Origin of the sequence: Salimicrobium album (assembly GCF_900107115.1) — a bacterium.
In the GTDB taxonomy this organism is placed as follows: Bacteria; Bacillota; Bacilli; order Bacillales; family Halobacillaceae; genus Salimicrobium; species Salimicrobium album.
The window spans coordinates 306,044-328,023 of sequence record NZ_FNOS01000003.1 but is presented as its reverse complement, the minus strand read 5'-3'; the positions used below and the strand labels follow the sequence as shown (position 1 = coordinate 328,023).

22 protein-coding genes and 1 riboswitch are annotated in these 21,980 nt (G+C 49.3%); of the genes, 19 read left to right on the top strand and 3 right to left on the bottom strand.

Annotation, left to right across the window (positions count from 1 at the left end; genetic code table 11):
• Window positions 1-14: 14 nt before the first annotated feature.
• Window positions 15-1,601 carry a BCCT family transporter gene (locus BLU03_RS07735; protein WP_093106893.1) on the bottom strand — a complete coding sequence of 529 codons (1,587 nt, stop codon included), beginning with the start codon at window positions 1,599-1,601 and terminating at the stop codon, window positions 15-17.
• A gap of 179 nt (window positions 1,602-1,780) precedes the next feature.
• Here BLU03_RS07735 and BLU03_RS07730 point away from each other — a divergent pair, with 179 nt between their 5' ends.
• The 7 genes from BLU03_RS07730 (at window position 1,781) to BLU03_RS07700 (ending at window position 7,888) form a co-directional block, all read left to right on the top strand.
• Window positions 1,781-2,413: an NAD(P)-dependent oxidoreductase gene (locus tag BLU03_RS07730; RefSeq protein ID WP_076572160.1), complete on the top strand. Its 633-nt coding sequence runs from the start codon at window positions 1,781-1,783 to the stop codon at window positions 2,411-2,413.
• A gap of 14 nt (window positions 2,414-2,427) precedes the next feature.
• A complete protein-coding gene (locus tag BLU03_RS07725; RefSeq protein ID WP_093106891.1) occupies window positions 2,428-3,075 on the top strand; it encodes an SDR family oxidoreductase in 648 nt (215 codons plus the stop codon).
• A gap of 86 nt (window positions 3,076-3,161) precedes the next feature.
• A riboswitch (TPP riboswitch) is annotated at window positions 3,162-3,264 on the top strand.
• Between the two features lie 84 nt (window positions 3,265-3,348).
• Entirely contained in the window at window positions 3,349-3,945 is a 597-nt protein-coding gene (locus BLU03_RS07720) for a YkoF family thiamine/hydroxymethylpyrimidine-binding protein (RefSeq protein WP_093106888.1), read from the top strand.
• Window positions 3,942-4,520 (top strand): ECF transporter S component, encoded by a 579-nt coding sequence (locus BLU03_RS07715; RefSeq protein ID WP_093106886.1) that lies wholly within the window; start codon window positions 3,942-3,944, stop codon window positions 4,518-4,520. Before BLU03_RS07720 ends, BLU03_RS07715 begins: the two co-directional genes overlap by 4 nt.
• Window positions 4,517-6,082 carry an ABC transporter ATP-binding protein gene (locus tag BLU03_RS07710; RefSeq protein ID WP_093106883.1) on the top strand — a complete coding sequence of 522 codons (1,566 nt, stop codon included), beginning with the start codon at window positions 4,517-4,519 and terminating at the stop codon, window positions 6,080-6,082. Before BLU03_RS07715 ends, BLU03_RS07710 begins: the two co-directional genes overlap by 4 nt.
• Window positions 6,069-6,836 carry an energy-coupling factor transporter transmembrane component T family protein gene (locus tag BLU03_RS07705; RefSeq protein ID WP_084193918.1) on the top strand — a complete coding sequence of 256 codons (768 nt, stop codon included), beginning with the start codon at window positions 6,069-6,071 and terminating at the stop codon, window positions 6,834-6,836. Before BLU03_RS07710 ends, BLU03_RS07705 begins: the two co-directional genes overlap by 14 nt.
• Before the next feature lie 77 nt (window positions 6,837-6,913).
• Entirely contained in the window at window positions 6,914-7,888 is a 975-nt protein-coding gene (locus BLU03_RS07700) for a TDT family transporter (protein WP_076572152.1), read from the top strand.
• Window positions 7,889-7,890: 2 nt separating this feature from the next.
• Here the strand turns inward: BLU03_RS07700 and BLU03_RS07695 are convergent, their stop codons facing one another.
• Complete coding sequence (locus tag BLU03_RS07695) at window positions 7,891-8,310, bottom strand: hypothetical protein (protein WP_076572151.1); 420 nt, start codon at window positions 8,308-8,310, stop codon at window positions 7,891-7,893.
• Window positions 8,311-8,500: 190 nt separating this feature from the next.
• On the opposite strand from BLU03_RS07695, the gene ric reads away from it, so the two are divergent.
• The 12 genes from ric to BLU03_RS07635 all read left to right on the top strand — a co-directional run bounded on the left by ric (window position 8,501) and on the right by BLU03_RS07635 (window position 21,414).
• A complete protein-coding gene (gene ric, locus BLU03_RS07690; RefSeq protein WP_084193925.1) occupies window positions 8,501-9,190 on the top strand; it encodes an iron-sulfur cluster repair di-iron protein in 690 nt (229 codons plus the stop codon).
• 5 nt (window positions 9,191-9,195) lie between these two features.
• Window positions 9,196-9,969: a molybdate ABC transporter substrate-binding protein gene (gene modA / locus BLU03_RS07685; RefSeq protein WP_076572149.1), complete on the top strand. Its 774-nt coding sequence runs from the start codon at window positions 9,196-9,198 to the stop codon at window positions 9,967-9,969.
• Window positions 9,945-10,610 carry a molybdate ABC transporter permease subunit gene (gene modB / locus BLU03_RS07680; RefSeq protein WP_076572147.1) on the top strand — a complete coding sequence of 222 codons (666 nt, stop codon included), beginning with the start codon at window positions 9,945-9,947 and terminating at the stop codon, window positions 10,608-10,610. Before modA ends, modB begins: the two co-directional genes overlap by 25 nt.
• Window positions 10,611-11,288, top strand: coding sequence for an ATP-binding cassette domain-containing protein (locus BLU03_RS07675; protein ID WP_084193917.1), 678 nt, complete (start codon window positions 10,611-10,613; stop codon window positions 11,286-11,288).
• Window positions 11,289-11,370: 82 nt separating this feature from the next.
• On the top strand, window positions 11,371-15,045 hold the full coding sequence (locus tag BLU03_RS07670) for a nitrate reductase subunit alpha (RefSeq protein WP_407690271.1): 3,675 nt from the start codon (window positions 11,371-11,373) through the stop codon (window positions 15,043-15,045).
• Window positions 15,035-16,573: a nitrate reductase subunit beta gene (gene narH, locus BLU03_RS07665; protein WP_076572144.1), complete on the top strand. Its 1,539-nt coding sequence runs from the start codon at window positions 15,035-15,037 to the stop codon at window positions 16,571-16,573. The genes BLU03_RS07670 and narH overlap by 11 nt, the downstream gene beginning before the upstream one ends.
• A complete protein-coding gene (locus tag BLU03_RS07660) occupies window positions 16,566-17,135 on the top strand; it encodes a nitrate reductase molybdenum cofactor assembly chaperone (RefSeq protein ID WP_076572142.1) in 570 nt (189 codons plus the stop codon). Before narH ends, BLU03_RS07660 begins: the two co-directional genes overlap by 8 nt.
• Entirely contained in the window at window positions 17,132-17,815 is a 684-nt protein-coding gene (gene narI, locus BLU03_RS07655; RefSeq protein WP_076572140.1) for a respiratory nitrate reductase subunit gamma, read from the top strand. Before BLU03_RS07660 ends, narI begins: the two co-directional genes overlap by 4 nt.
• An 18-nt stretch (window positions 17,816-17,833) precedes the next feature.
• On the top strand, window positions 17,834-18,367 hold the full coding sequence (locus BLU03_RS07650) for a hemerythrin domain-containing protein (RefSeq protein WP_076572138.1): 534 nt from the start codon (window positions 17,834-17,836) through the stop codon (window positions 18,365-18,367).
• A 48-nt stretch (window positions 18,368-18,415) separates the two neighbouring features.
• Entirely contained in the window at window positions 18,416-19,924 is a 1,509-nt protein-coding gene (locus BLU03_RS07645; RefSeq protein ID WP_076572136.1) for a nitrate/nitrite transporter, read from the top strand.
• Window positions 19,921-20,934 (top strand): ThiF family adenylyltransferase, encoded by a 1,014-nt coding sequence (locus BLU03_RS07640; protein ID WP_093106878.1) that lies wholly within the window; start codon window positions 19,921-19,923, stop codon window positions 20,932-20,934. The genes BLU03_RS07645 and BLU03_RS07640 overlap by 4 nt, the downstream gene beginning before the upstream one ends.
• A gap of 15 nt (window positions 20,935-20,949) precedes the next feature.
• Window positions 20,950-21,414, top strand: a complete 465-nt coding sequence (locus tag BLU03_RS07635) for a MogA/MoaB family molybdenum cofactor biosynthesis protein (RefSeq protein WP_245698761.1) — start codon at window positions 20,950-20,952, stop codon at window positions 21,412-21,414.
• A gap of 33 nt (window positions 21,415-21,447) precedes the next feature.
• On the opposite strand, the gene moaC is transcribed toward BLU03_RS07635, so the two are convergent.
• The gene (gene moaC / locus BLU03_RS07630) at window positions 21,448-21,936 is read right to left on the bottom strand and encodes a cyclic pyranopterin monophosphate synthase MoaC (protein ID WP_076572130.1); all 489 of its coding nucleotides are present in this window, start codon (window positions 21,934-21,936) and stop codon (window positions 21,448-21,450) included.
• Window positions 21,937-21,980: the final 44 nt, after the last annotated feature.

Genomic DNA, 21,980 nt, shown 5'->3' with positions numbered 1-21,980 from the left:
TACGTGTCAGCTGTTCATGAATCGCCATTCTCTTCTTCTTCAATATGTTCGGCGATTTTACGGTGTTTCGCTATATCCTTGCGTTCGCTGGTCTCCCTGTAGTCACTTCTGATAGTCATCAGCAGCGAGACGGCGACTACGAAGAGGACAATCGAGAATGGCAGCGCTCCAATCAGAGAAGCTGTCTGCAATCCATTCAGACCGGCACTGATGATCAGTACGATAGCTAACAGAGCTATCATCGTCCCCCATATTCCTTTGATTACTACAGAAGGGTCTCTGTCCCCCTGTGTCGTCATCATACCGAGTACGAAGGTAGCCGAGTCGGCAGAGGTGACCAGGAAGGTGAACAGTAAACAGATGGAAAGGAACGAAAGAATACTTCCGAGCGGCAGCTGCTCAAACAGGGAGAAGAGAGCGGTCGCTTCGTTCTCCGCCACGGCTGCGGCAATCTGTGTGCCGTTGAACAGATCGGAGTGGATGGCTGTCCCGCCGAATATTCCAATCCATATGATTCCGAGAAATGGCGGCGTGACCATAACTCCAAGTACGAACTCACGGACAGTACGCCCTTTGGAAATACGGGCTACGAACATTCCGACAAACGGTGCCCAGGCGATGGTCCATGCCCAGTAGTAGACGGGCCACTCCTGCACCCACGTACTTTCACTATAATGTCCGAGGCGAAGACTCGCCTGAAAGAAGTTTTGCAGGTAATCTCCTAACCCTGTAGTAATAGTGTTAAGTATGAAGCCTGTCGGACCTATGAACAAAACGACGACCATGAGTAAAAGGGCGAGGCCGAGGTTGATGTTACTTAAGTATTTGATACCCCGGTCAAGACCGGAGAACGTGGAGACCATGAAAAATATGAACATGGCAAGTACGATCAAAATCTGCGTCGTCTGTCCGGACTCGACACCGAACGTTGCTCCGAGTCCGCTGTTTATCTGCAGGACACTGAGACCGAGAGTGGTAGCAACCCCCATAACGGTAGCGATGACCGCAATGGTATCGATACTGCGTCGCAGAGGTTTCTTGCCGGTTTCTCCTATGACGGGATTCAGAGTATCACTTATAAGGCTCCGCTCTTCCTGACGGTAAATGAAATAGGAGATGGCAAGACCGACGAAGGTAAATGAAGCCCACTGGTGGATACCGTTGTTGAAGAAAGCGTTCCACATGGCGATACGGGCAGCCTCCGCTGTGCCCGCTTCCACTCCGGGTTCAAACGGCGGGGGAGTGCCGAAGTGCGTCATCGGTTCGGCCACCCCCCAGAAAACGATACTGACACCGAACCCGGCACTGAACAGCATGGCAATCCAGGTGTAGAAAGGGTATTTCGGCCGTGTCTCGTCACCGCCGAGACGGATGCTTCCATACTTACTGAAAGCAAGGTAGAAGTTGAAAATGATGAGAGCAAATACGAAGATAAGGTAGAACCAGCCAAACGTGTTAGCTATAAAGCTGTACACTGTGTCTGCCTGGGTTGCTAACGTATCCGGTGCCAATCCTCCCCAGATAGTAAAGGCTAAAATGATGAGGAAAGAAGACCAGAAGGTCGTGTTCATAAACTTATACTTTTTCTTCTTAGTTGCCACGTGATTTCCTCCTTGGTAGGTATAAGACGTAGTGATGAGTGGTTATTCACTTTTTAATGTTACAGGGATAATACCCCAAATGTAAAGGCTTTATCCCACATAAGCTATTAGTTGTTTCGGAGATGGTAATTTGGGAAAATGAAAGAGGTACAGTATGTAAGGAGAAAGGAGAGGTATCAGTGAAAATAGCGGTATTTGGAGGTACGGGCTCCACCGGTCTCCGGCTGATAGATAAGCTGCTCGGTCGCGGTCACGAAGTGTACGCCTATGCCAGAAGTCCGGAAAAGTTGTATCCGATGGAGCACGACCGGCTAGCGATAATCGAAGGTACACTGGATGAACGGGAGAAAATCAAAGAAACGGTAGACGGAATGGACGCCGTCATCAGCCTTCTAGGTCCTTCCGGGCGCGTTAAAAGGCAGAGGCTCAGTGAAGGAGTCATCAACATCGTAGAAACGATGGGAGAAACAGGAACAAAACGGTTTGTCGGTATTACGACGGGCATCGTCAAGGACCCGAATGACGAGAAAGACTACCGCCGAAATGCGGTCGCTTCCGCACTGCGCCTCGGCTTTGCCAACAATCAGCGTGAAATTGAACGTATGGCCACAGCTATCCGGAGTACGGATCTGGGCTGGACACTGGTACGTGCCGGCTTCCTTACGGACAAAGCGGAGAAGCCGCTTAAAATCGGTTATTTAGGAAAACATGAAGTAGGAATGAGTGTGTCGCGTGCGAGCGTAGCCCAATTTCTCGCAGACTTGGCAGAAACAAACGACTATGTAAGGGAGTCACCTGTTGTAAGTAACTAGAAAGGCGGGATTATATGAAAAAAGTTCTTGTTGCCGGAGCGAACGGTCAGATAGGAAAACATCTCGTCCGTCTGCTTCAAGAAAGTGAACAGTTCGAAGCTAAAGCGATGATCCGCGATAAAACACAGGCATCCTTTTTTGAAAACCTGGGTGCAGGAGTGGCTGTTGCGGATCTGGAAGATGAAATCGATGTGCTTGCCGCATTGATGGATGACGTGGATGCCGTCGTGTTTGCTGCCGGGTCCGGACCTCATACCGGGAAGGATAAAACCATCATGATAGATCTGGACGGAGCCGTGAAAATGATGGAAGCAGCGAAACAGAAAGGCGTAAGCCGTTTTGCTCTTATCAGCTCTTTCGATACGAGACGCGGCAGCTGGGGAAGCGAAGACTTCCGTCCGTATGCGGCCTGTAAGTTTTACGCGGACGAATGGCTCCGCTCTTCCGGTCTGGAGTATACCATCATCCACCCGGGCCGCCTTACCAATGACGAAGGTACGGGGAAAGTGAACGCAGGCGGAGAAATTCCGCGCGACGAAGTCCCGCGGGAAGATGTCGCGAAAGTTATAGTGGAGACGTTGAACAGCCCTCATCTTGTTAACAAGGAGTTTCAGGTTACGAAGGGCGAATCTCCCGTAATGGAAGCTCTGAAAAGGGTGTAAACGTAAATATCGAGCGGAAAACGACGGTTTACAAAATTTTCTGCATGCTTTATGATAAATTCAAACAACAAAAAACTGCATATCGTTTCATGCACTGGGGGAGCCGGCTCACGGCTGAGAAGAATTGAATTCTGACCCTTTGGACCCGATCTGGTTAGTACCAGCGTGGGGAAGTGCAGTCTGAATAAAAACAGCAAACTCTTTTAATGATACAGACTGCGTCCCGCGAATCGGATGCAGTCTTTTTTGTTTTATTAAAAGGAGGAATTATTTATGAGTCAGCAGCAGGAAAATGTGAAAATTGCAGGATGCTCTTTTTCGGTTCACCCGATGAGTGATGACTTCAAGGAAAAGATCAAGGGAGCTCTGGAAAAAATCGATACTTCAAAAGTATGGATGAATACGGATGAAGTGACGACGACGGTACGCGGGGATATCGAGCACGTATTTGACGTGACGCGGGCAGTGTTCCTGCGTGTAGCCGAAACAGGGGTACACACAGCCCTGAATGCAACGTTTTCTGTCGGGTGCCCGGGAGATTCCGAGGGTGACCAATATACCGGGCATAAAGAAAAGCCGGAAAACGGGCTGTGGGATCTGGATCAGTACACCGGCGCAAAATTCTCCCTTTACCCGATGGGTGGCGGAAATTATATGGACGTTATATACAAGGGGATTGAACGTATGAAAGAAAGTGGGATTGAGGTCTCCGGAGCTCACTATGCCACTAAGCTGTCAGGGGATACGAATACGATGTTCAAAGGTCTTGAAGAAGTGTTCAGCGACACAGAGAAAAGTGGTTCTTCCCACACCGTAATGACTGTAGCGATGTCTGCAAACAGCCCATCCCAGGAAAGAGGAAATAAATGAAAAATTGGAAACTGAAGGAAATCGTTGTCATGTCGGTACTTTCCGTCGTATTCGCAGTCGTTTACCTCGCTTTTCTCCCGGTGGGAAAAGTGCTGACAGGTTTCTTCGGCCCGATCGGTTATGACTTGATCTTCGGCATCTGGTTTATCGTTTCCATTATCGCTGCTTATATTATCCGGAAACCCGGCGCCGCTTTTCTTTCCGAAACCATTGCGGCTACTGTCGAAGTACTGCTCGGGAACGCAGCAGGTCCCATGCTTCTGATCAGCGGAATGATCCAGGGTCTCGGTGCGGAATCGGCGTTCGCCATGACCGGGTATCGCCGCTACAACCTCGGGACACTTATGTTCTCCGGAATGATGGCCGCCGTCTTCAGCTTCGTCTGGGGATACTTCCAGTCCGGGTACGCAGCACTTGCCGGCGGGTATGTACTGCTGATGTTTGTGACGCGCCTTGTCAGCGGAGTGATTCTTGCGGGAGTGGCCGGAAAAGCTCTGAGTGACGCTCTGGCGAAAACCGGCGTTCTTTCGGGATTTGCTCTCGGCAAAGAAAAACGGAAGAAGCATGCTGCATGATGAATGTACAAAATTTGTCCCTGCAGTACGATGATATGGATGCCCCGATTCTCCAGAACGTAACGTTCTCGCTCGGGGAAAAGGAATGTGTACTTCTGCTCGGGGCAAGCGGTTCGGGAAAAAGCACGCTCAGCCGGTGCCTGACGGGAATTTATCCGAAAGAGCTCGAGGGTACAATGGAAGGAGAAGTGACGTTTGAAGGTAAGCCGGTCAAAGATGCTGCCACCGGGACGATGAGCCGGAGAGTAGGGACTGTATTTCAGGACCCGGAAACGCAGTTCTGCATGCTTACGGTGGAGGATGAAGTGGCGTTCGGGCTTGAAAATATATGTGTTCCTTCTGAAAAGATGGAAAAGAGAGTGGAGACTGCTCTTGAGGAGGTGGGACTCCTCCACAAGAAGGAAGCGGCGGTCATTTCTCTTTCCGGGGGAGAGAAACAGAAGCTGGCCCTCGCCTGCATACTTGCTATGGAGCCTCCGGTGATCGTTCTGGATGAACCGACAGCGAATCTCGACCCCGTAGCTACCGATGAATTTGTTTCTCTGCTCCGTTCTTTGAAAGAGTTGAAAAATATAACGATTTTCGTTATTGAGCACGACCTTGACCCTTGGATTGATATAACAGACCGGGTGCTGATGCTTGGAAGAAACGGCAGTCTGTTTTACGACGGCCCTCTGCAGCAGGGGGTCGATCGTTATGCCCGTTCTCTTTACGAAGAAGGGATAGCTGTGCCTGGAGCTGTAAGAGTGGCGATGGAATCCGGAAGAACCGCTCCGCCGTACCCGCTTACGGCCCGCGGACTTGCTCCCGGACTTTCCGCTCCTTTGAAAGCACCACCCCACAGGGAGAACGGTCCCTCCCTCATGCAGGCATCGGGAATCAGTTACAAATCTATCTTCTCCAACGTGAATGTAACGATTTCCGAAGGTTCTTTTACGGCGATTACGGGACCTAATGGAAGCGGAAAAACCACCCTGTGTCGGCTTCTTGCGGGCATCGATCCGGTCTCCTCCGGAAGAATCACCCGCCCCTTCCCGGACAAAGACTGGTTTCAGCATGCAGGATACGTCTTCCAGAACCCTGAACACCAGTTTCTCACGGACAGTGTATGGGAGGAACTGGCGTACAGCGGGGCGGAGGATGAGAAAATAGAGGAACTGCTGGAGTGGTGTGGACTTACGGACCGAAAAGAGTTTCATCCTTTCACGCTGAGTCAGGGGGAGAAGCGGCGGCTGAGTGTGGCGACTATGCTCGTGAAGAATCAGGAAATACTTTTTCTGGATGAGCCTACGTTCGGACAGGATGCAAAGTCCACCAGCCGTCTTATGAATCTTCTCGAAGAAAAACACCGGGCGGGTACGACGATCGTAATGATTACTCACGATATGGATCTCGTCGATCGCTATGCTACCAGGGTCGTGGTTATGAAGGACAGAAAGATAGGCTTCACGGGGGATCCGGATGAATTATGGAATGAAGATCTGGCCGCCTTTCAGCTTAAGGAACCTTTTCGTGTAAGGACGAACAGGCTGATAAAGGGGGATATGTATGTACCTCAATAATCTGAATCCGAGTGTGAAAGCTCTTACTATTTTGGGACTTGTGGTAGCACTGGCTTTGCTGTTTGATCCGGTGACTCCCGCGCTGTTCACCTTGTGCACGATTGCCGTAACTTTTCTGTTCGGTGATTTCCGCCGGAAATACTACCTGTTCTATCTGATACCTTTTACTATATTCGCTATCGGTATGCTGTGGACGACGATCGCTTTTGCGGACGCGCCGAAAAACCCTGCTGAAACGATCGGTCTCATCTGGTGGGAAGTGCCGCGGGAGGATGTGCTTGTGGCGTTATCTCTCAGTTTCCGTGTCCTCGCCTTTGCAACGATGTCTCTTTTATTCATTTTCACAACAAACATGGTGGAATTCCTGCTAAGTCTGATGCAGCAGCTCCGGCTTCCCCCGAAGCTGGCTTACGGCATCATGGCGGGGTACCGGTTCCTGCCGATGCTCACGACAGAATTCCGGCAGATCCGTGCCGCTCACAGGGTGCGCGGCATGGGTCGGGAAAGCAGGTGGAAACGTTACCGGCGTTTTGCCGTACCTTTACTGGCCGGGGCGATCCGCAAAGCGGAAAGGACGGCTGTAGCTATGGAATCGAAAGGATTTACCGGCACCCGGGAGCGGACGTTCTACCGGAATATTCGTGTGCGGAAGAAAGACTGGCTGTTCCCGGCCGGTATGGGGGCGATCTTCCTGCTGCTGATTCTGCTCAGCCTCCGGTTCGATTATTTCTCCTGGTATCAGGGGCAGCTGTGAGTTTTCACTCTGTTCCTTCGTACTTAGGGGCATTCTTTGATAGAATAAGGAGAGCATAGTAGAGAGGAACATAGAGTATGGTAACGAACAGGAAAATCATTAATCCTGCCGCCGGAGCGATTGTGATGGCGTTCGGGATTTTTTTGCACACGAGTATGAATCTTCTCCCATTCCCGCCGATTATGAGACCGGTCTTTATTTCTTTGTTCCTGACAGGAGCAGCCGGTATCCTCATAGCTCTGGGGCTGCAGTTTTCAAGCAGAGAGTTCCGGAAAGGGTTTTTGAACAACCCCGTGAATTTCTTCTCGATGGGGACGTGGGTGGCCGGCATTTCGGTTTCTGCTAAAGTGATCCTTCTTTATTATCCGGATTTTGCACCCGTCGTAACAGTCGTTATCGCACTGAACACGCTTTTATATGGCTATTACATCTACCACTGCCTGAGGCATTTCTATAACTTGTGGAGAACTCCGGAGGCTCATGCCCCGCACGGAGTGATTTTGCTTGCCGCTGTCGCCACGCAGTCGCTCGTTATCGTGTGGAACGTACTCGTACAGCCGGACATCCCGCCTCTCGGTGTTCTGTTCGGACTTTTAATGTATACAGCAGGAGCGATAGTCATCATCCGTCATTACTTCTGGAATTCAAAAGGGACGCTCGCGGACGACTGGAGTAATACGAACTGCATTTTTCACGGAGCGCTCTCCATCAGCGGGTTCGCCATGGTCATCTCCGGATCTTTTACGGAAGAGACGATTGCGATGTTCTGGTGGGGGACTTTCGCAGTCCTCCTTTTCATTGAAAGTATAGAACTGGTACGGGCCCGCCGGCGTATCCGGAAGTACGGATGGAGGGAAGGTGTGTTTACATATCACATCTCCCAGTGGTCGCGGAACTTCACATTCGGTATGTTTTTCGCTTTTACATCCCACGTTCATACAGGACTGCTGCTCAACGTGTGGGGGTGGGTCGTCATACTTCTGCTGGCAGCGGAAGTGATCATTTTCATGAAACAAAAAACGGAAGGCGCCCCGGGAGGAGCCCATCCGTAACGTTATTCTTCGAGCAGGCGTTCTTCGTCCCTGCTGTGAATCTCATTAACAATCATTAAAGCGTTGAATTTATTGAGAATGTGCCCGTAGTCGTTCGTCGTCTCTGCTTCTTCCTTAATCTGACGCACAAGTATACGGAGGATATCATGGTCTCTTGTGAGCTGCATGATGTCCTCTTTTTTGTCCGGCTGATTGTGAGCTATTTCGTAATAGAGGCCCCCCTCCTCCTCCTCGGCATCAGCATGACTGAGTATTCTCGTCTCCCAGTAGTCGACAAGATCCTGGATACACGCTTCAATTTTTTGATTGTCCTTTATTTGCATAGACTGTTTCAACTGGTCGGTTTTCTGGACAGCTCCGCTCAAGCCTCCTTCGTGGATGGCATGGTGGGGCTGTTTTTTTCGTAGAGATGGTCCTGACACTTTGCATCGTCCCCTTTCTTGTTATTTATCATAGCATACCCGGGGGTCTGTCCGGCATCGGGGGATTCCCTTAATTTATCAGCTAGGGGAAGTTTCCGTAAAAAAACAGGGAGTTCCCTAATAGGTTTAATCATTGCCATCTTCTATAATTAAGATAAGAATCCAAAGGGAGTGGATAATAGTGAGGACGATGACTGAAGATATGCTGGTGGCAGATATAGTAACGGATGTTCCCCAGGCGGCTGATCTTTTCCGGGAGAAACGGATAGACTTCTGCTGCGGCGGACGCGTGTCGCTGAAAGAAGCTTCCGATAAACGCGGGGAAAATGCAGAAGATATTCTTCATACCATCAACCAGCTGGCGAGAGACAGAGAGATCTCAGGTCCGGTCGAACCCCAGAATATGACGGAAGAAGAACTGATGGGACTTATAGAAGGCAGATACCATAACTTTTTGAGGCAGGAACTTCCATCACTGGCTCCATATGTGCTTAAAGTTTCGAGAGTGCACGGAGGGAAGCACCCCGAGCTTAACCGTATCAGAGAAATCTACGACGGCCTGCACAGGGAGTTGCTTCGCCATACCGAGGAAGAAGAAGAGGTGGTATTTCCACAAATTCGTCAGTACAAAAAGAATCCTGGTGAAGAGAGAAAAGAGCTTCTTGCTCCTCATGTTGAAGGTCTGGAAGAAGAACATGAGAAAACCGGTACACTGCTGAAAGAAATCCGCATGCTGACTAATGATTTTCAACCGCCGGAAGGAGCCTGTAATACATTCCGACTCGTTTTCACGCGCCTCGGCGAGCTTGAAAAAAACACTTTTGAACATATTCACCTGGAGAATAACGTATTATTCAGTAAAGTAAGAGAGCGGTTCTGACTCATATGAAAATGTTTCTCCTGTTACTTTTGTTTTCGGCATCGCTACTCGGAGGATGTTCGCAATCAGAAGAGGAAGGAACTGTAATATTCGCTGCCTCAAGCTTATATGAAACTCTCGAAAATATGAGGGGAAGCATTGAACAGTATACAGGTAAGGCCGTTACTGTTCACTATGGTTCAAGTACCCAGCTTCTTCATCAGGTGAAACAGGGAGCACAGTTCGACGTGTTTTTATCAGCTTCCCCCTATGATATGGAAGAGATGACAGACGGAGGCTATACAGACGCTTCGTCTGTCCGTACATTTATAAAAAATGATCTTGTCCTGGTGACGGGTGATAGAGAAACACCGGAACACCCGGAAATTTTTTTGAAACAAAAGGGTATCGGTTTTCTTGCGCTAGGGGAGTTGAACAGGGTTCCTCTTGGAGTTTATACGAAGAAATATTTGGAGAGCGAAGATGTTAAGACGGCCGCAGATACGACCCGGGTGTACGGGAAGGATGCATTTCAGGTCTTTCGCTACGTACGGGTGAAGCAGGCGGACGCGGGTATTGTTTATGGTTCGGACGCAAGAAGGACAAGCTATCCTCACACGCCTCTTGAATCCGGGGTCGATATTCATTATCAGCTCGGTGTCAGTCACGGGGCGGGAGAGGAGGCACGTGACACAGCGGATTGGATGATGTCGCCGGAAGCGATGGACATGTTCCGGGAAGGTGGCTTTCTTCCGGCCGGGGAGGAGAAGGTAGTATGGAGGAATGGTGGTCGCCGGTAGGGCTTTCGTTAAGAGTGTCGATTCTGTCGACCCTGCTCGTTATTATAACGGGAACGTGGGCCGCTTTCCGGATGAAGAAGACAGCCTGGAAAAGGAGAAGTTGGGTGGAACCGTTTTTTATGCTGCCGATGGTTCTTCCTCCTACGGTTCTCGGTTTTGGACTCGTCTATCTATTCGGCAGGAATGGACCGCTCGGACAGGTGCTTGGTCTTGTCGACATGCACATATATTTTTCATTGAGCGGAGCCGTCCTGGCTTCTGCTGTCGTATCCTTCCCTCTTATGTACCAAAGCGCAAAAGCCGCTTTCCAGAAAGTGGATGACGGCTACATACATGCCGCACGTACCCTTGGAACTTCGGAGAAAAAGATCTTTTTTTCCGTCATCCTGCCGTTGGCCTGGCCCGGCCTGGCAGCTGGAGGGCTGTTAAGCTTCGCCAGGGGAATCGGGGAGTTCGGGGCGACCCTGATGATAGCTGGATACATTCCTGGGAGAACGGACACTCTGCCCATAGCTATCTATTTTGCTGTGGAGACCGGAGAGTGGGAAAAGGCTTTCGGCTGGACTGCCCTCCTGCTGGTTCTTGGCGTTACCGTTATTTTTACATTGAATCGTATCACTCCAGGGGAAGGAGAGAGGTGAATGAATAGGTTATCAGGAAGATTCGTGAAAAGGCAGGGCACAATGATTCTCGATATTTCTTTTGAATTCAAGAGTAGCATCACTGTAGTGACAGGCCACTCGGGAGCGGGGAAAACGACGTTTCTGAATATGCTCTCCGGAGTCGGGGCGCCGGATGAGGGTGTACTCTATCTGGGAGAAAAGGTTCTTTTTGATTCTGATAAAGGAATTGATGTCCCGCCCAGGTCCAGACGGATCGGCCATGTGTTTCAACAGCCTTATCTTTTTCCGCACATGACGACCGCTTCGAATATATCATTCTCGAATGCAGACGTTCTGAAGGAGCCGTGGATGAAAGATCTTCTGCTGGAAACCGGGGTGGACAGGTTGCTTTCCGCATACCCGGGTAACCTATCGGGCGGGGAGAAGCAGAGGGTGAATCTTCTCCGGACGCTGGCTTCGGAACCCGAAGCTCTTCTGCTGGATGAACCGTTTTCTTCACTTGATGCGAAAACGAGAAAGGTTTGTCAGGATATCTTATTGGACCCGCGTAGGGGAATTCCCTCCGTACTCGTAACGCACGACAGGGAAGAGGCTTCCAGAATGGGTACTGACCGCTTTTTTATGGAGTTTGGAACACTGAGGAACGCCCCGGACAAAATAGGGGTATTCCCCACAAGATATCAGGGAGATGCCTGATATCTTTTTTTTTATCCCTCTTACATAATTGGATATATAGACAAAGTTGTTCAGCGCTTGCGAAGGGGAGATATTAATGAAGATGAAAAAGTGGAAACCTAAATTTTTCAAACCGGTAGAGCGGTATTCGGGAGACTGGTCCCTTCTGGAAGAAAAAAGCAGAGACTGGGAAAACATGTACCGGAACCGCTGGTCGCACGACAAAGTGGTTAGAACGACCCACGGTGTCAACTGCACGGGTTCCTGCAGTTGGAAAGTTTTTGTGAAAAACGGCATTATCACATGGGAAAACCAGCAGATCGATTATCCATCGTGTGGTCCTGATATGCCGGAATTCGAACCGAGAGGCTGCCCGAGGGGAGCATCATTTTCATGGTACGAATACAGCCCGCTCCGCGTGAAATACCCGTATATGCGGGGGAAACTGTGGCGTCTCTGGAAAGAAGCCCGCGAAGAACATGAAGATCCTGTAGCAGCCTGGGCCAGCATTGTGGAAGATGAAGAAAAGGCCAGTATTTACAAAAAGGCCAGAGGAAAGGGCGGACACGTTCGCGTGCATTGGAATGATACGCTCGAACTCATCTCCGCTCAGCTCATTTACACTATTAAAAACACCGGTCCGGACCGGATTGCCGGGTTTACTCCAATCCCTGCCATGTCTATGGTGAGTTACGCTTCAGGTGCCCGTTTCATTAATCTTATCGGCGGAGAAATGCTCAGTTTCTATGACTGGTATGCGGACCTTCCTCCTTCCTCCCCGCAAATATGGGGAGAACAGACGGACGTCCCTGAATCTTCCGACTGGTACAACTCGGGCTACATCATTATGTGGGGGTCGAACGTTCCTCTTACAAGGACACCGGATGCCCACTTCATGACGGAAGTGCGCTACAAAGGAGCAAAAGTGGTTTCCGTAGCTCCGGATCACGCAGAAAACGTAAAATTCGCCGACAATTGGCTGGCTCCTCATCCCGGTACGGATGCTGCCCTCGCTCAAGCGATGACCCACGTTATCCTCGATGAATTTTACGAACAGAGACAGGAAAAGCTTTTTCTTGATTACTCCAGGCAATTTACCGACCTTCCTTTTCTGATCATGCTGGAAGAACATGAAGATGCATGGAAAGCGGGGCGTTTTCTGAGGGAAGCGGATCTCGGAGGGGCTTCCGAAAACGCGGAATGGAAGCCGGTTCTTATCGATGAGACGAATGGAGAAATCACGGTGCCGAATGGCACGATGGGACAGCGCTGGGAAGAGGACGTGAAGTGGAACCTATCCCTTGAAAAAGAAGACGGGTCGTACATACAGCCCGCATTGACGACAGAGTCGGAAGGAACGGAATGGAAAGAGATCGTCTTTCCATCGTTTGATGCGAATGGAAATGATCTCTTTACCCGTTCGATTCCTGTGAGGACAATCACTCTCGCTGACGGCACGGAAAAGAAAATCACGACAGTTTACGATCTTATGCTGAGCCAGTACGGGGTGAAGAGAAGTAACAGCACTCATCATGCAGAAAGTTATGAGGATGCCTCTTCCTTTTATACGCCTGCCTGGCAGGAAAAAATCACAGGAGTGAAAGCGTCGGTAGTGACACAGGTAGCGAGAGAGTTCGCGCAGAACGCTATTGATACCGACGGCCGTTCGATGATCATCATGGGAGCCGGCATTAATCACTGGTTCAATAGTGATACAATCTACCGCTCGATTTTGAATCTTGTAACGCTTACAGCTTCCCAGGGTAAAAACGGAGGCGGCTGGGCGCACTACGTAGGTCAGGAAAAATGCCGTCCGATCGAAGGATGGTCGACGATTGCGTTTGCGAAAGACTGGCAGGGTCCGCCACGTCTTCAGAATGCAACATCTTACTTCTACTTTGCGACCGATCAGTGGAAATACGAAGAAATGGGCACCGAAGCTCTGAAATCGCCGCTCGGAGGGAAACTCCGATATAAACATCCGGCTGATTACAACGTGCTGGCAGCTCGTCTCGGTTGGCTTCCGTCTTATCCACAGTTCAATAAAAACAGTCTGCATCTGACGAAAGAAGCAAGAGACCGGGGCAGCAAAACATCCGCAGATATCGTACAGGATATTGTGGATCAGCTGAAAGAGAAGAAAATGCGTTTTGCCGTAGAAGAGCCAGGGGCGAAAGAGAACTTCCCGAGCACTCTTTTCGTCTGGCGTTCGAATCTGATTTCAAGTTCTGCCAAAGGTCAGGAATATTTTCTGAAACACCTGCTTGGAGCTTCCGACGGACTTATGTCCGAAGTGAACGAAGACGATAAGCCCGAGGAAGTCGAATGGAGTGAGGAGAAGAACGGAAAGCTTGATTTGCTTGTAGCTCTCGATTTCCGGATGACTTCCACCCCGCTGTATGCGGATGTTGTTCTTCCGGCAGCCACATGGTATGAAAAAACAGATTTGTCCTCCACGGATATGCATCCGTTCGTGCATCCGTTCAATCCGGCTATCGATCCTTTATGGGAAGCCCGCTCGGACTGGGATATCTATCGTTCCCTGGCCCGTGTCTTTTCCAGAATGGCCGAAGACCATCTTCCGGGAGTTTACGAAGACGTAGTTACAAGTCCTCTCGGTCACGACTCGCCACAGGAAATAGCACAACCCAACGGAGAAGTGAAAGATTGGAAGAAAGGGGAAATCGAAGCGATCCCCGGGAAGACTATGCCGAACATTTCCATTGTAGAGCGCGACTACACGAAGATTCACGAAAAGTATACGACGCTCGGTCCGAATCTGATCAACGGAAAGGTCGGCGCTCACGGGGTCTCGTTCCCGGTAAGTGAAGAATATGAGGAACTAAAGCTGATCAACGGCGTTCAGGATGAAGAAGGTCACGCAGGGGAAGGACTCCCTATGCTGAAAACGGGCCGGCAGGTTGCGAACGCAATGCTGCATGTTTCTTCCGCCACGAACGGCGCCGTCTCCCAGCGCTCCTATGAAGCATTGGAAAAGGATACGGGAGTGGAACTGAAAGATATATCTTCCGACCGTGCCGCGGAAAAGATCACTTTCGATCAAATCACCGCCCAGCCGAGGGAAGTGATACCGACCGCCGTGTTCACCGGTTCAAACAAAGGGAAGAAAAGGTATTCTCCGTTTACTACGAATATTGAACGCAAAGTACCGTTCCGTACTCTGACAGGCCGGCAGCATTTTTACATCGATCATGAAATATTCCTGCAGTTCGGTGAGTCTCTTCCGGTTTTTAAACCGACCCTGCCACCAATGGTGTTCGGTTCGAGAGATAAGAAGATAGTAGGTGGCAAGGACTCACTCGTCCTCCGTTATCTCACTCCGCACGGAAAGTGGAATATCCACAGCACGTACCAGGACAATCTGCACATGCTTACGCTTTTCCGCGGAGGGCCTACGGTCTGGATCAGTTATATTGACGCCGAAGCTCATGATATAAGCGATAACGAGTGGCTTGAAGTATACAATCGTAACGGTGTGGTAACAGCAAGAGCAGTCGTCAGTCACCGGATCCCCCAGGGAACGATGTTTATGTATCACGCCCAGGATAAACACATTCAGGTTCCGGGTTCAAAAATTACCGGACAGCGGGGCGGCAGTCACAACGCTCCTACAAAAATTCACGTGAAACCGACACAGATGGTTGGAGGATACGCTCAACTCAGTTACGGCTTCAATTATTACGGCCCTATCGGTAACCAGAGAGACGTATACGTAGCAGTAAGAAAAATGAAGGAGGTTGACTGGCTTGAAGATTAAAGCTCAAGTAGCAATGGTAATGAATCTGGATAAATGTATCGGCTGTCACACATGCAGTGTTACCTGTAAAAGCACCTGGACGAATCGTCCGGGTGCGGAATACATGTGGTTCAACAACGTAGAGACAAAGCCCGGCATCGGTTACCCTAAGCGCTGGGAGGACCAGGAACAGTATAAGGGCGGCTGGGAAGTCAAGAACGGCAAGCTCCAACTGAAATCCGGCACCAAATTATCAAAAATAGCCCTGGGGAAAATTTTCAATAACCCGGATATGCCGGAAATGAAAGACTATTACGAGCCGTGGACTTACAACTATGAAAATCTGACAAATAAAGAAGACGGAAAGCACACACCCGTGGCTCGTGCTCATTCGGCAATAACGGGTGAAAAAATGGATCCTGAATGGGGACCGAACTGGGAAGACGATCTGGCCGGCGGTCATATTACGGGACCACAGGACCCGAATATCGAAAAAATCGAAGAAGAGATCAAATTCAATTTCGAAAAATCTTTCATGATGTACCTGCCACGACTTTGTGAACACTGTCTGAACCCGAGTTGTGTCGCCTCCTGCCCGTCCGGTGCGATGTATAAACGTGACGAAGACGGCATCGTTCTTGTCGACCAGGAAGCATGCCGCGGATGGAGATACTGTATGACGGGGTGCCCGTATAAAAAAGTATATTTCAACTGGCAGACGAACAAAGCAGAAAAATGTACGTTCTGCTATCCGAGAATCGAAAGCGGACTTCCGACCGTTTGTTCTGAAACATGTACAGGCCGCATCCGGTACCTCGGAGTTCTGCTTTATGATGCAGACCGTGTCCAGGAAGTTGCCGCAACACCTGATGAGAAAGACCTTTATGAAGCACAGTGCGACCTTTTTCTTGATCCTCATGACCCTGAAGTCCAGGAACAGGCTCGACGTGACGGCATTACGGAGGATTGGCTGGAAGCTGCGCAGGATTCTCCGGTATATAAACTCGCAATTGAGTATAAGCTTGCTTTTCCGCTTCACCCGGAATACCGTACCCTTCCGATGGTATGGTACGTACCTCCGCTCAGCCCGATCATGAGCTATTTCGAAGGAAAAGATTCCATCAAAAATCCGGACATGATTTTCCCGGCTATTGAAGAGATGAGAAACCCTATCCAGTATCTGGCGAATATGCTTACCGCAGGGGATACGGAATCAGTGAAGAGCTCTTTGCAGAGAATGGCTATGATGCGTTCCTACATGAGAGCGTTGTCGAGCGGAAAAGAGTTTGACGAGACTCGTCTGGAGCGGGTGGGACTGACGGCGAAACAGACACAAAAGATGTATCGTCTGCTTTCCATCGCTAAATATGAAGATCGTTTCGTCATTCCTACCTCTCACCGTGAAAGTTACAGCAACCCTTATCGTGCCCAGGGCTCCGAAGGTTTCGGCTCGGATTGTGACGGATGTGGACCGATGATGCCGGCGGGTGCCAAATCAGGTAAAGAAATTTATGAGGATAATTTCTATGGAGGGATCTGGCGTGATTGATTTGAACAAGCTTGATAAACAACGCTCCGCCTTTGCTTACTACAGTCATCATCTTGCCTACCCCGAACCGGGAATTTTTGATGAAGAATTTTTCCGCGCTTCTTTTACCCCGGAAGACCCGGGGTACAGGGGTGCGGAGACTTACTGGAAAAACATGAAAAAATGGTCTCATGCAGAAGTTCAGGAATACTATACGGCAACGTTCGATTTCGAAAAAAGTCTGACTCTCTACATGACTTTTGCAAAATTTGAGGACAGCAAGGAACGCGGTCAGATGCTTGCCAGGTTAAAGGTGATGTATGAGATGTATGGATTGAATATGCCGAAAGGCGAACTGTCGGATTTCCTTCCTCTTATGTGTGAATTTGTTCACATCGGCGACTGGCTGGAGGATGAGCGTTCCCGGCAGAGTTTCGCCCTGTTGTTTGCAGTGCTGGAAGACGGAACTTTCCATTTGCGTGAAGCTTTGGAAAAGCACGACCACCCTTACCTTCCGCTGGTCAAAAGTTTGCGCAGAACCCTGCGTTCCTGTGTGAAGGAAGAAGAGGTGAGTGTCCAGTGAGTTCGCAGTTTTTGTGGGTAATCCTTCCCTATATGTGTATCGTCTCATTCGTCATCGGTCACATATTCCGCTATCGTCATGATCAGTTCAGCTGGACGGCGAAATCGAGTGAGTTCATAGAAAAGAAACAGCTTATGATTGGAAGTCTTCTGTTTCATATAGGAATTATTCCCGTTATTTTCGGACATGTGGCAGGACTCGGCATCCCAAAAGAATGGATGAGAGCTGTAGGTGTGAACGATCATTTATATCATTTGGGAGCTTTATATGTGGGTGGTCTGTTTGGAGTCGTGACGCTTGTCGGGATGTTGCTTTTGACTTACCGGCGCGTCTCCATAAGTGCCGTAAGGAAATTGAGTACGAGTTCGGATATTATCGTAAACGCGTTACTTTTGTTCATTGTTTTTCTCGGTGTTTACGCTACTTTGGTAACGAATAATGTACAGCCCGGTTTTGATTACAGGGACACGATTTCCGTCTGGTTCCGTGATCTCCTTATTCTCCGGCCTGATGCTTCTTACATGGCAAATGTGCCTTTTACTTTTAAAGTGCATGCCATTACAGGTTTTCTCATTTTCGGTTTATGGCCTTACACCCGTCTCGTGCACGTGTGGAGTGTACCGGTTCATTACGTTGGCAGAAGTCACATTCTATATCGTCGTCATAAACGAAGAGCATAGGCAGAAGGAGGGGTTACGATGTGGGAAGAACAGAAATTTCAAACGAAGAATAAAGCGACGCGTATTCTCGAAAATGAACACAAGTATTTACAGTACCTGATGGAAGAGTGGCATGCTATCGTACTTGATTTCGCAAACAACCGTCATAAAGACATGAAAGAAGCGCGTGCAGCTTTTAAAGAACTCAGGGACCGTCTTAAATCTTTTCTTGAACCTTTAAAAAACCACACGGATAAAGAGGAAAAACACTTCTTCCCGGCTCTGGCTCTGTATATAGGGAAAGAACAGGGGCCAATCATGTCTATAGAAGAAGAACATAAGGAAATCGAGGGATACATCGGTCATTTCTTTTTTCATTCGAGGGGTGATCTTGAGGAGTATTCTTACGAACAGCTTCGGAAAATGACGGAGGATGCCGGGGAAGCATTCGAAGTATTAATCCTCCACTTCGTCAAAGAGGAAACGGTTCTCTTTCCGATGGTGGACAGAGTCATGTTGACAAAAGATCTTGAACCGCTCGTCGAAGATCTTCGTTCCCTGATTACGCAGTAAACAAAAAATAACAACAGCAAATAAGTCGAAAAAGGAGGTGGAGGAAAAGTGATCAGGAAAATACAACTTCCTCTGCAGACGATGAACCTTGTCGTCGGATTTATGGTATGGGTCATCATTTCATCTCTTCTTCCGTTTATCCAGGAAGATGTGACTATCGCTCCTGAACGGGTGGCTCTGGTTACAGCAGTACCTGTGATTCTCGGTTCCATATTAAGAATCCCGCTCGGGTATTTTGCGAATGTGTACGGGGCCCGTCTCGTCTTTATCATTAGTTTTATACTGTTGATGTTCCCTGTATTTTACATAAGTGAAGCATCAACGTTCACAGACCTTTTGATCGGAGGTTTGTTTCTCGGAGTCGGAGGGGCCATTTTCTCAGTAGGAGTCACCTCTCTTCCTAAGTATTATCCGAAAGAAAAGCACGGGTTCGTCAACGGGGTATACGGGGCAGGGAATATAGGGACGGCGGTCACTACCTTTGCAGCACCTGTTATCGCTACATCCATAGGGTGGCAGGCGACCATTAAAGTTTACCTTATTCTGCTTCTGGCCTTCGCAGTTCTGAATATATTTGTCGGGGACCGGAATGAGAAAAAGGTGAAACAGCCGATTATGCAGCAGATCCGGGCAGTTTATAAAAATGAAAAACTGTGGATCTTCTCTCTGTTTTATTTTATAACGTTCGGATCTTTTGTAGCATTCACCGTTTACCTCCCCAACTCTCTCGTTACGAATTTCGCTCTCGAGGAAATCGATGCGGGGCTTCGTACAGCCGGATTCATTGTTGTGGCAACACTGATGAGACCTGTCGGAGGAGCGGTGGCCGATAAGTTCTCCCCGTTGAAGATGCTGATCGGGGTATTCATAGCCTATACTGTCGCTGCCATCCTTCTGGCTTTTTCACCCTCTCTTGCTCTTTACACAGTGGGTGCGATAGCTATAGCTGTTTCGGCAGGGGTAGGGAACGGGGTCGTCTTTAAACTGGTTCCTACCTATTTCCACTCCCAGGCTGGTATCGCGAACGGGATTATCTCAATGATGGGAGGTCTCGGCGGATTTTTTCCTCCACTGATACTTACTGGAGTGTTTGCGATCACCGGGCACTATGCAATCGGGTTCATGCTTTTGTCGCAGGTATCGCTTGCCAGTCTGATTCTTGTTATGTGGCTGATGTATCAGGACAGTCTGAATAACCAGATTTCCATTTTCCATTCTTCCGGTCAGGGAATGATGGTGACGGATACGAAAGGAAAAATTGTGGAGGTGAACCCTTCCTTCGAAAAACTCACCGGTTATTCGCGGGAAGAAGCGCTTGGTAACACCCCGGCTTTACTTAAATCAGGCAAACAGCCGAAAAATTTTTACGACCGGATGTGGGAGTCGATAAGAAGAACCGGACACTGGCAGGGAGAAATATGGAACAGAAGAAAAAGTGGAGAGCTGTATGTGGAATGGCTCACTATCAACCCTGTGACGGATGAAGCTGGCAATGTCATTAAGTACGTAGCTACATTTTCGGATATTACGGAGGAGAAGAAAGAAGGGGAAGCATGAGCACAGATCGTTATGATAAGCAGGTGAGATTTGGGGCAATCGGGAAAAGCGGTCAGAAAAAAATCAGGGAAGCGGAAATCACTATCGTCGGTTGCGGGGCGTTGGGAACGACTGTTGCCGAAACGCTGACCAGAGCCGGTGCGGGACGGATTCATCTTATCGACTTTGATGAAGTGGAGTGGTCCAACCTCCAGCGCCAGCAGCTGTTCACCGAAGAAGACGCGGAAAAGAGTCGGCTGAAGGTGGAAGCTGCCCAGGTCAGACTGGAACACATTAACAAAGAGGTGGATATCAAAATATGGCCTCACTACACAGACGGACCGTTTCTCCATAAAGTGGCTTCTTCATCGGACGTAATCGTCGACGCTTCAGACAATTTCGATACAGCTTACGTAATCAATGATGTCGCTCACATGCTCGGCGTCCCCTGGGTGTATGGCAGTCTTTCGGGAAGTACGAGTATCCAGATGACCGTAGTTCCGGGCCACAATGCCTGTTTTCGCTGTCTCTATGAAACGCTCACCGGAGCGAAGGAGACGTGCGAAACTGCTGGAGCACTGGCTCCGGCTGTCCAGATTACTGCAGCCAGACAGACAGTGGATATTTTTCAGCTGATTACGGGGTCCGGGGCATGCGGCGGTATTTTTAAACTGGAAGATATATGGAGCGGAGAACATCAGAAGATTCGGACACACGGCATGAAAAATGCCACATGTCCTACATGCGGAAGTTCTCCTGCATATCCCTCCTTTCATGAAACCGGAGGAGTGTCCGTACTGTGTGGCAGAGGAGCGGTACATATCCACCCTCCTGCTCACCGGAAGATTTCTCTTCAGGAAGGGGAAGAAATGATGCGGAGAATGTCCATACCTTACAAAAGAACCGGATTATTTATCCAGGGAGAGCTGAATGGTCACAGGATGTTGTTGTTCGAACAGGGGCGGATGCTGATTCACGGGGTTTCCGAGCCTGAGGAAGGAAAAAGACTGTATGCTTCGATTTTTGGCTGAGAGGAGGTGGGCGAAGTGCAATCTTCAATCATAGTAGTAAGTGACACGCGTACCGAGAAAACGGACCGTGGCGGCAAAGAAGTGATGCGCCAGCTCGAGGAGTCCGGAAGGAAAGCAGGGCCGGTGACAATGGTCCGGGATGAAATAGAAGAAATCAGAGCCTGTGTAAGAGAAGAAATGGAAAAAGAGATGGATGTTCTCTTTTTGACCGGCGGCAGCGGGATCGCTAAAAGAGACGTAACTCCCGAAGCTGTAGAGCCGCTGTATGAGAAGAAAATCGACGGGTTCGGGGAATTGTTTCGTCTCCTCAGTTACCAACAAGACGCTGGGACGAAAGCTATGTTCAGCAGAGCATCCGCCGGTGTAATCGGAAACGTGCTCGTATTTCTCATGCCCGGGTCCGTCAAAGCGGTATCGCTTGCAATGGAAGAGCTGATTCTTCCGGAACTGGACCACTTTTATTCGGAACTGCATAAATAACCGGCCTCTTCAAATAAGAGACCGGGACATCGATTATTCGGCATCTCTTTTGAAATATCCGGACGAACCGCCGATTTTCTCTTCAAGAAATGTCGGGCCGATGACCATGTATTTGTCGGCAGCTTTGCACATATCATATACAGTCAGGGCTGTCACGGAAGCTGCGGTCAAAGCCTCCATCTCCACACCTGTCTGTCCCGACGTCTTTACGAACGCGGAAATATGCAGGGTGTGTCTGAATTCGCCTTCCTCCCACTCAAAATCAACGGCAGCTTTTTGGAGAGGGAGCGGGTGACAGAGGGGAATGAGCGAAGATGTCTGTTTGGAAGCCATAATACCTGCAAGACGGGCGGTTCCAAGGACATCACCTTTTTTGTTCGTGCCTTCTTTCACCTGTTCGTAGGCGTCTGTAGCGAGAGTTATCGAACTTTTCGCTACGGCACTTCTTGAAGTCGCCTGCTTACCGGAAACATCGACCATAATTGCGTTATTGTTTTCATCAAAATGAGAAAGTTCTCTCACGATTAATCCCCCCTTTAGTAACTATCGGGACTGAGGAAAAAACT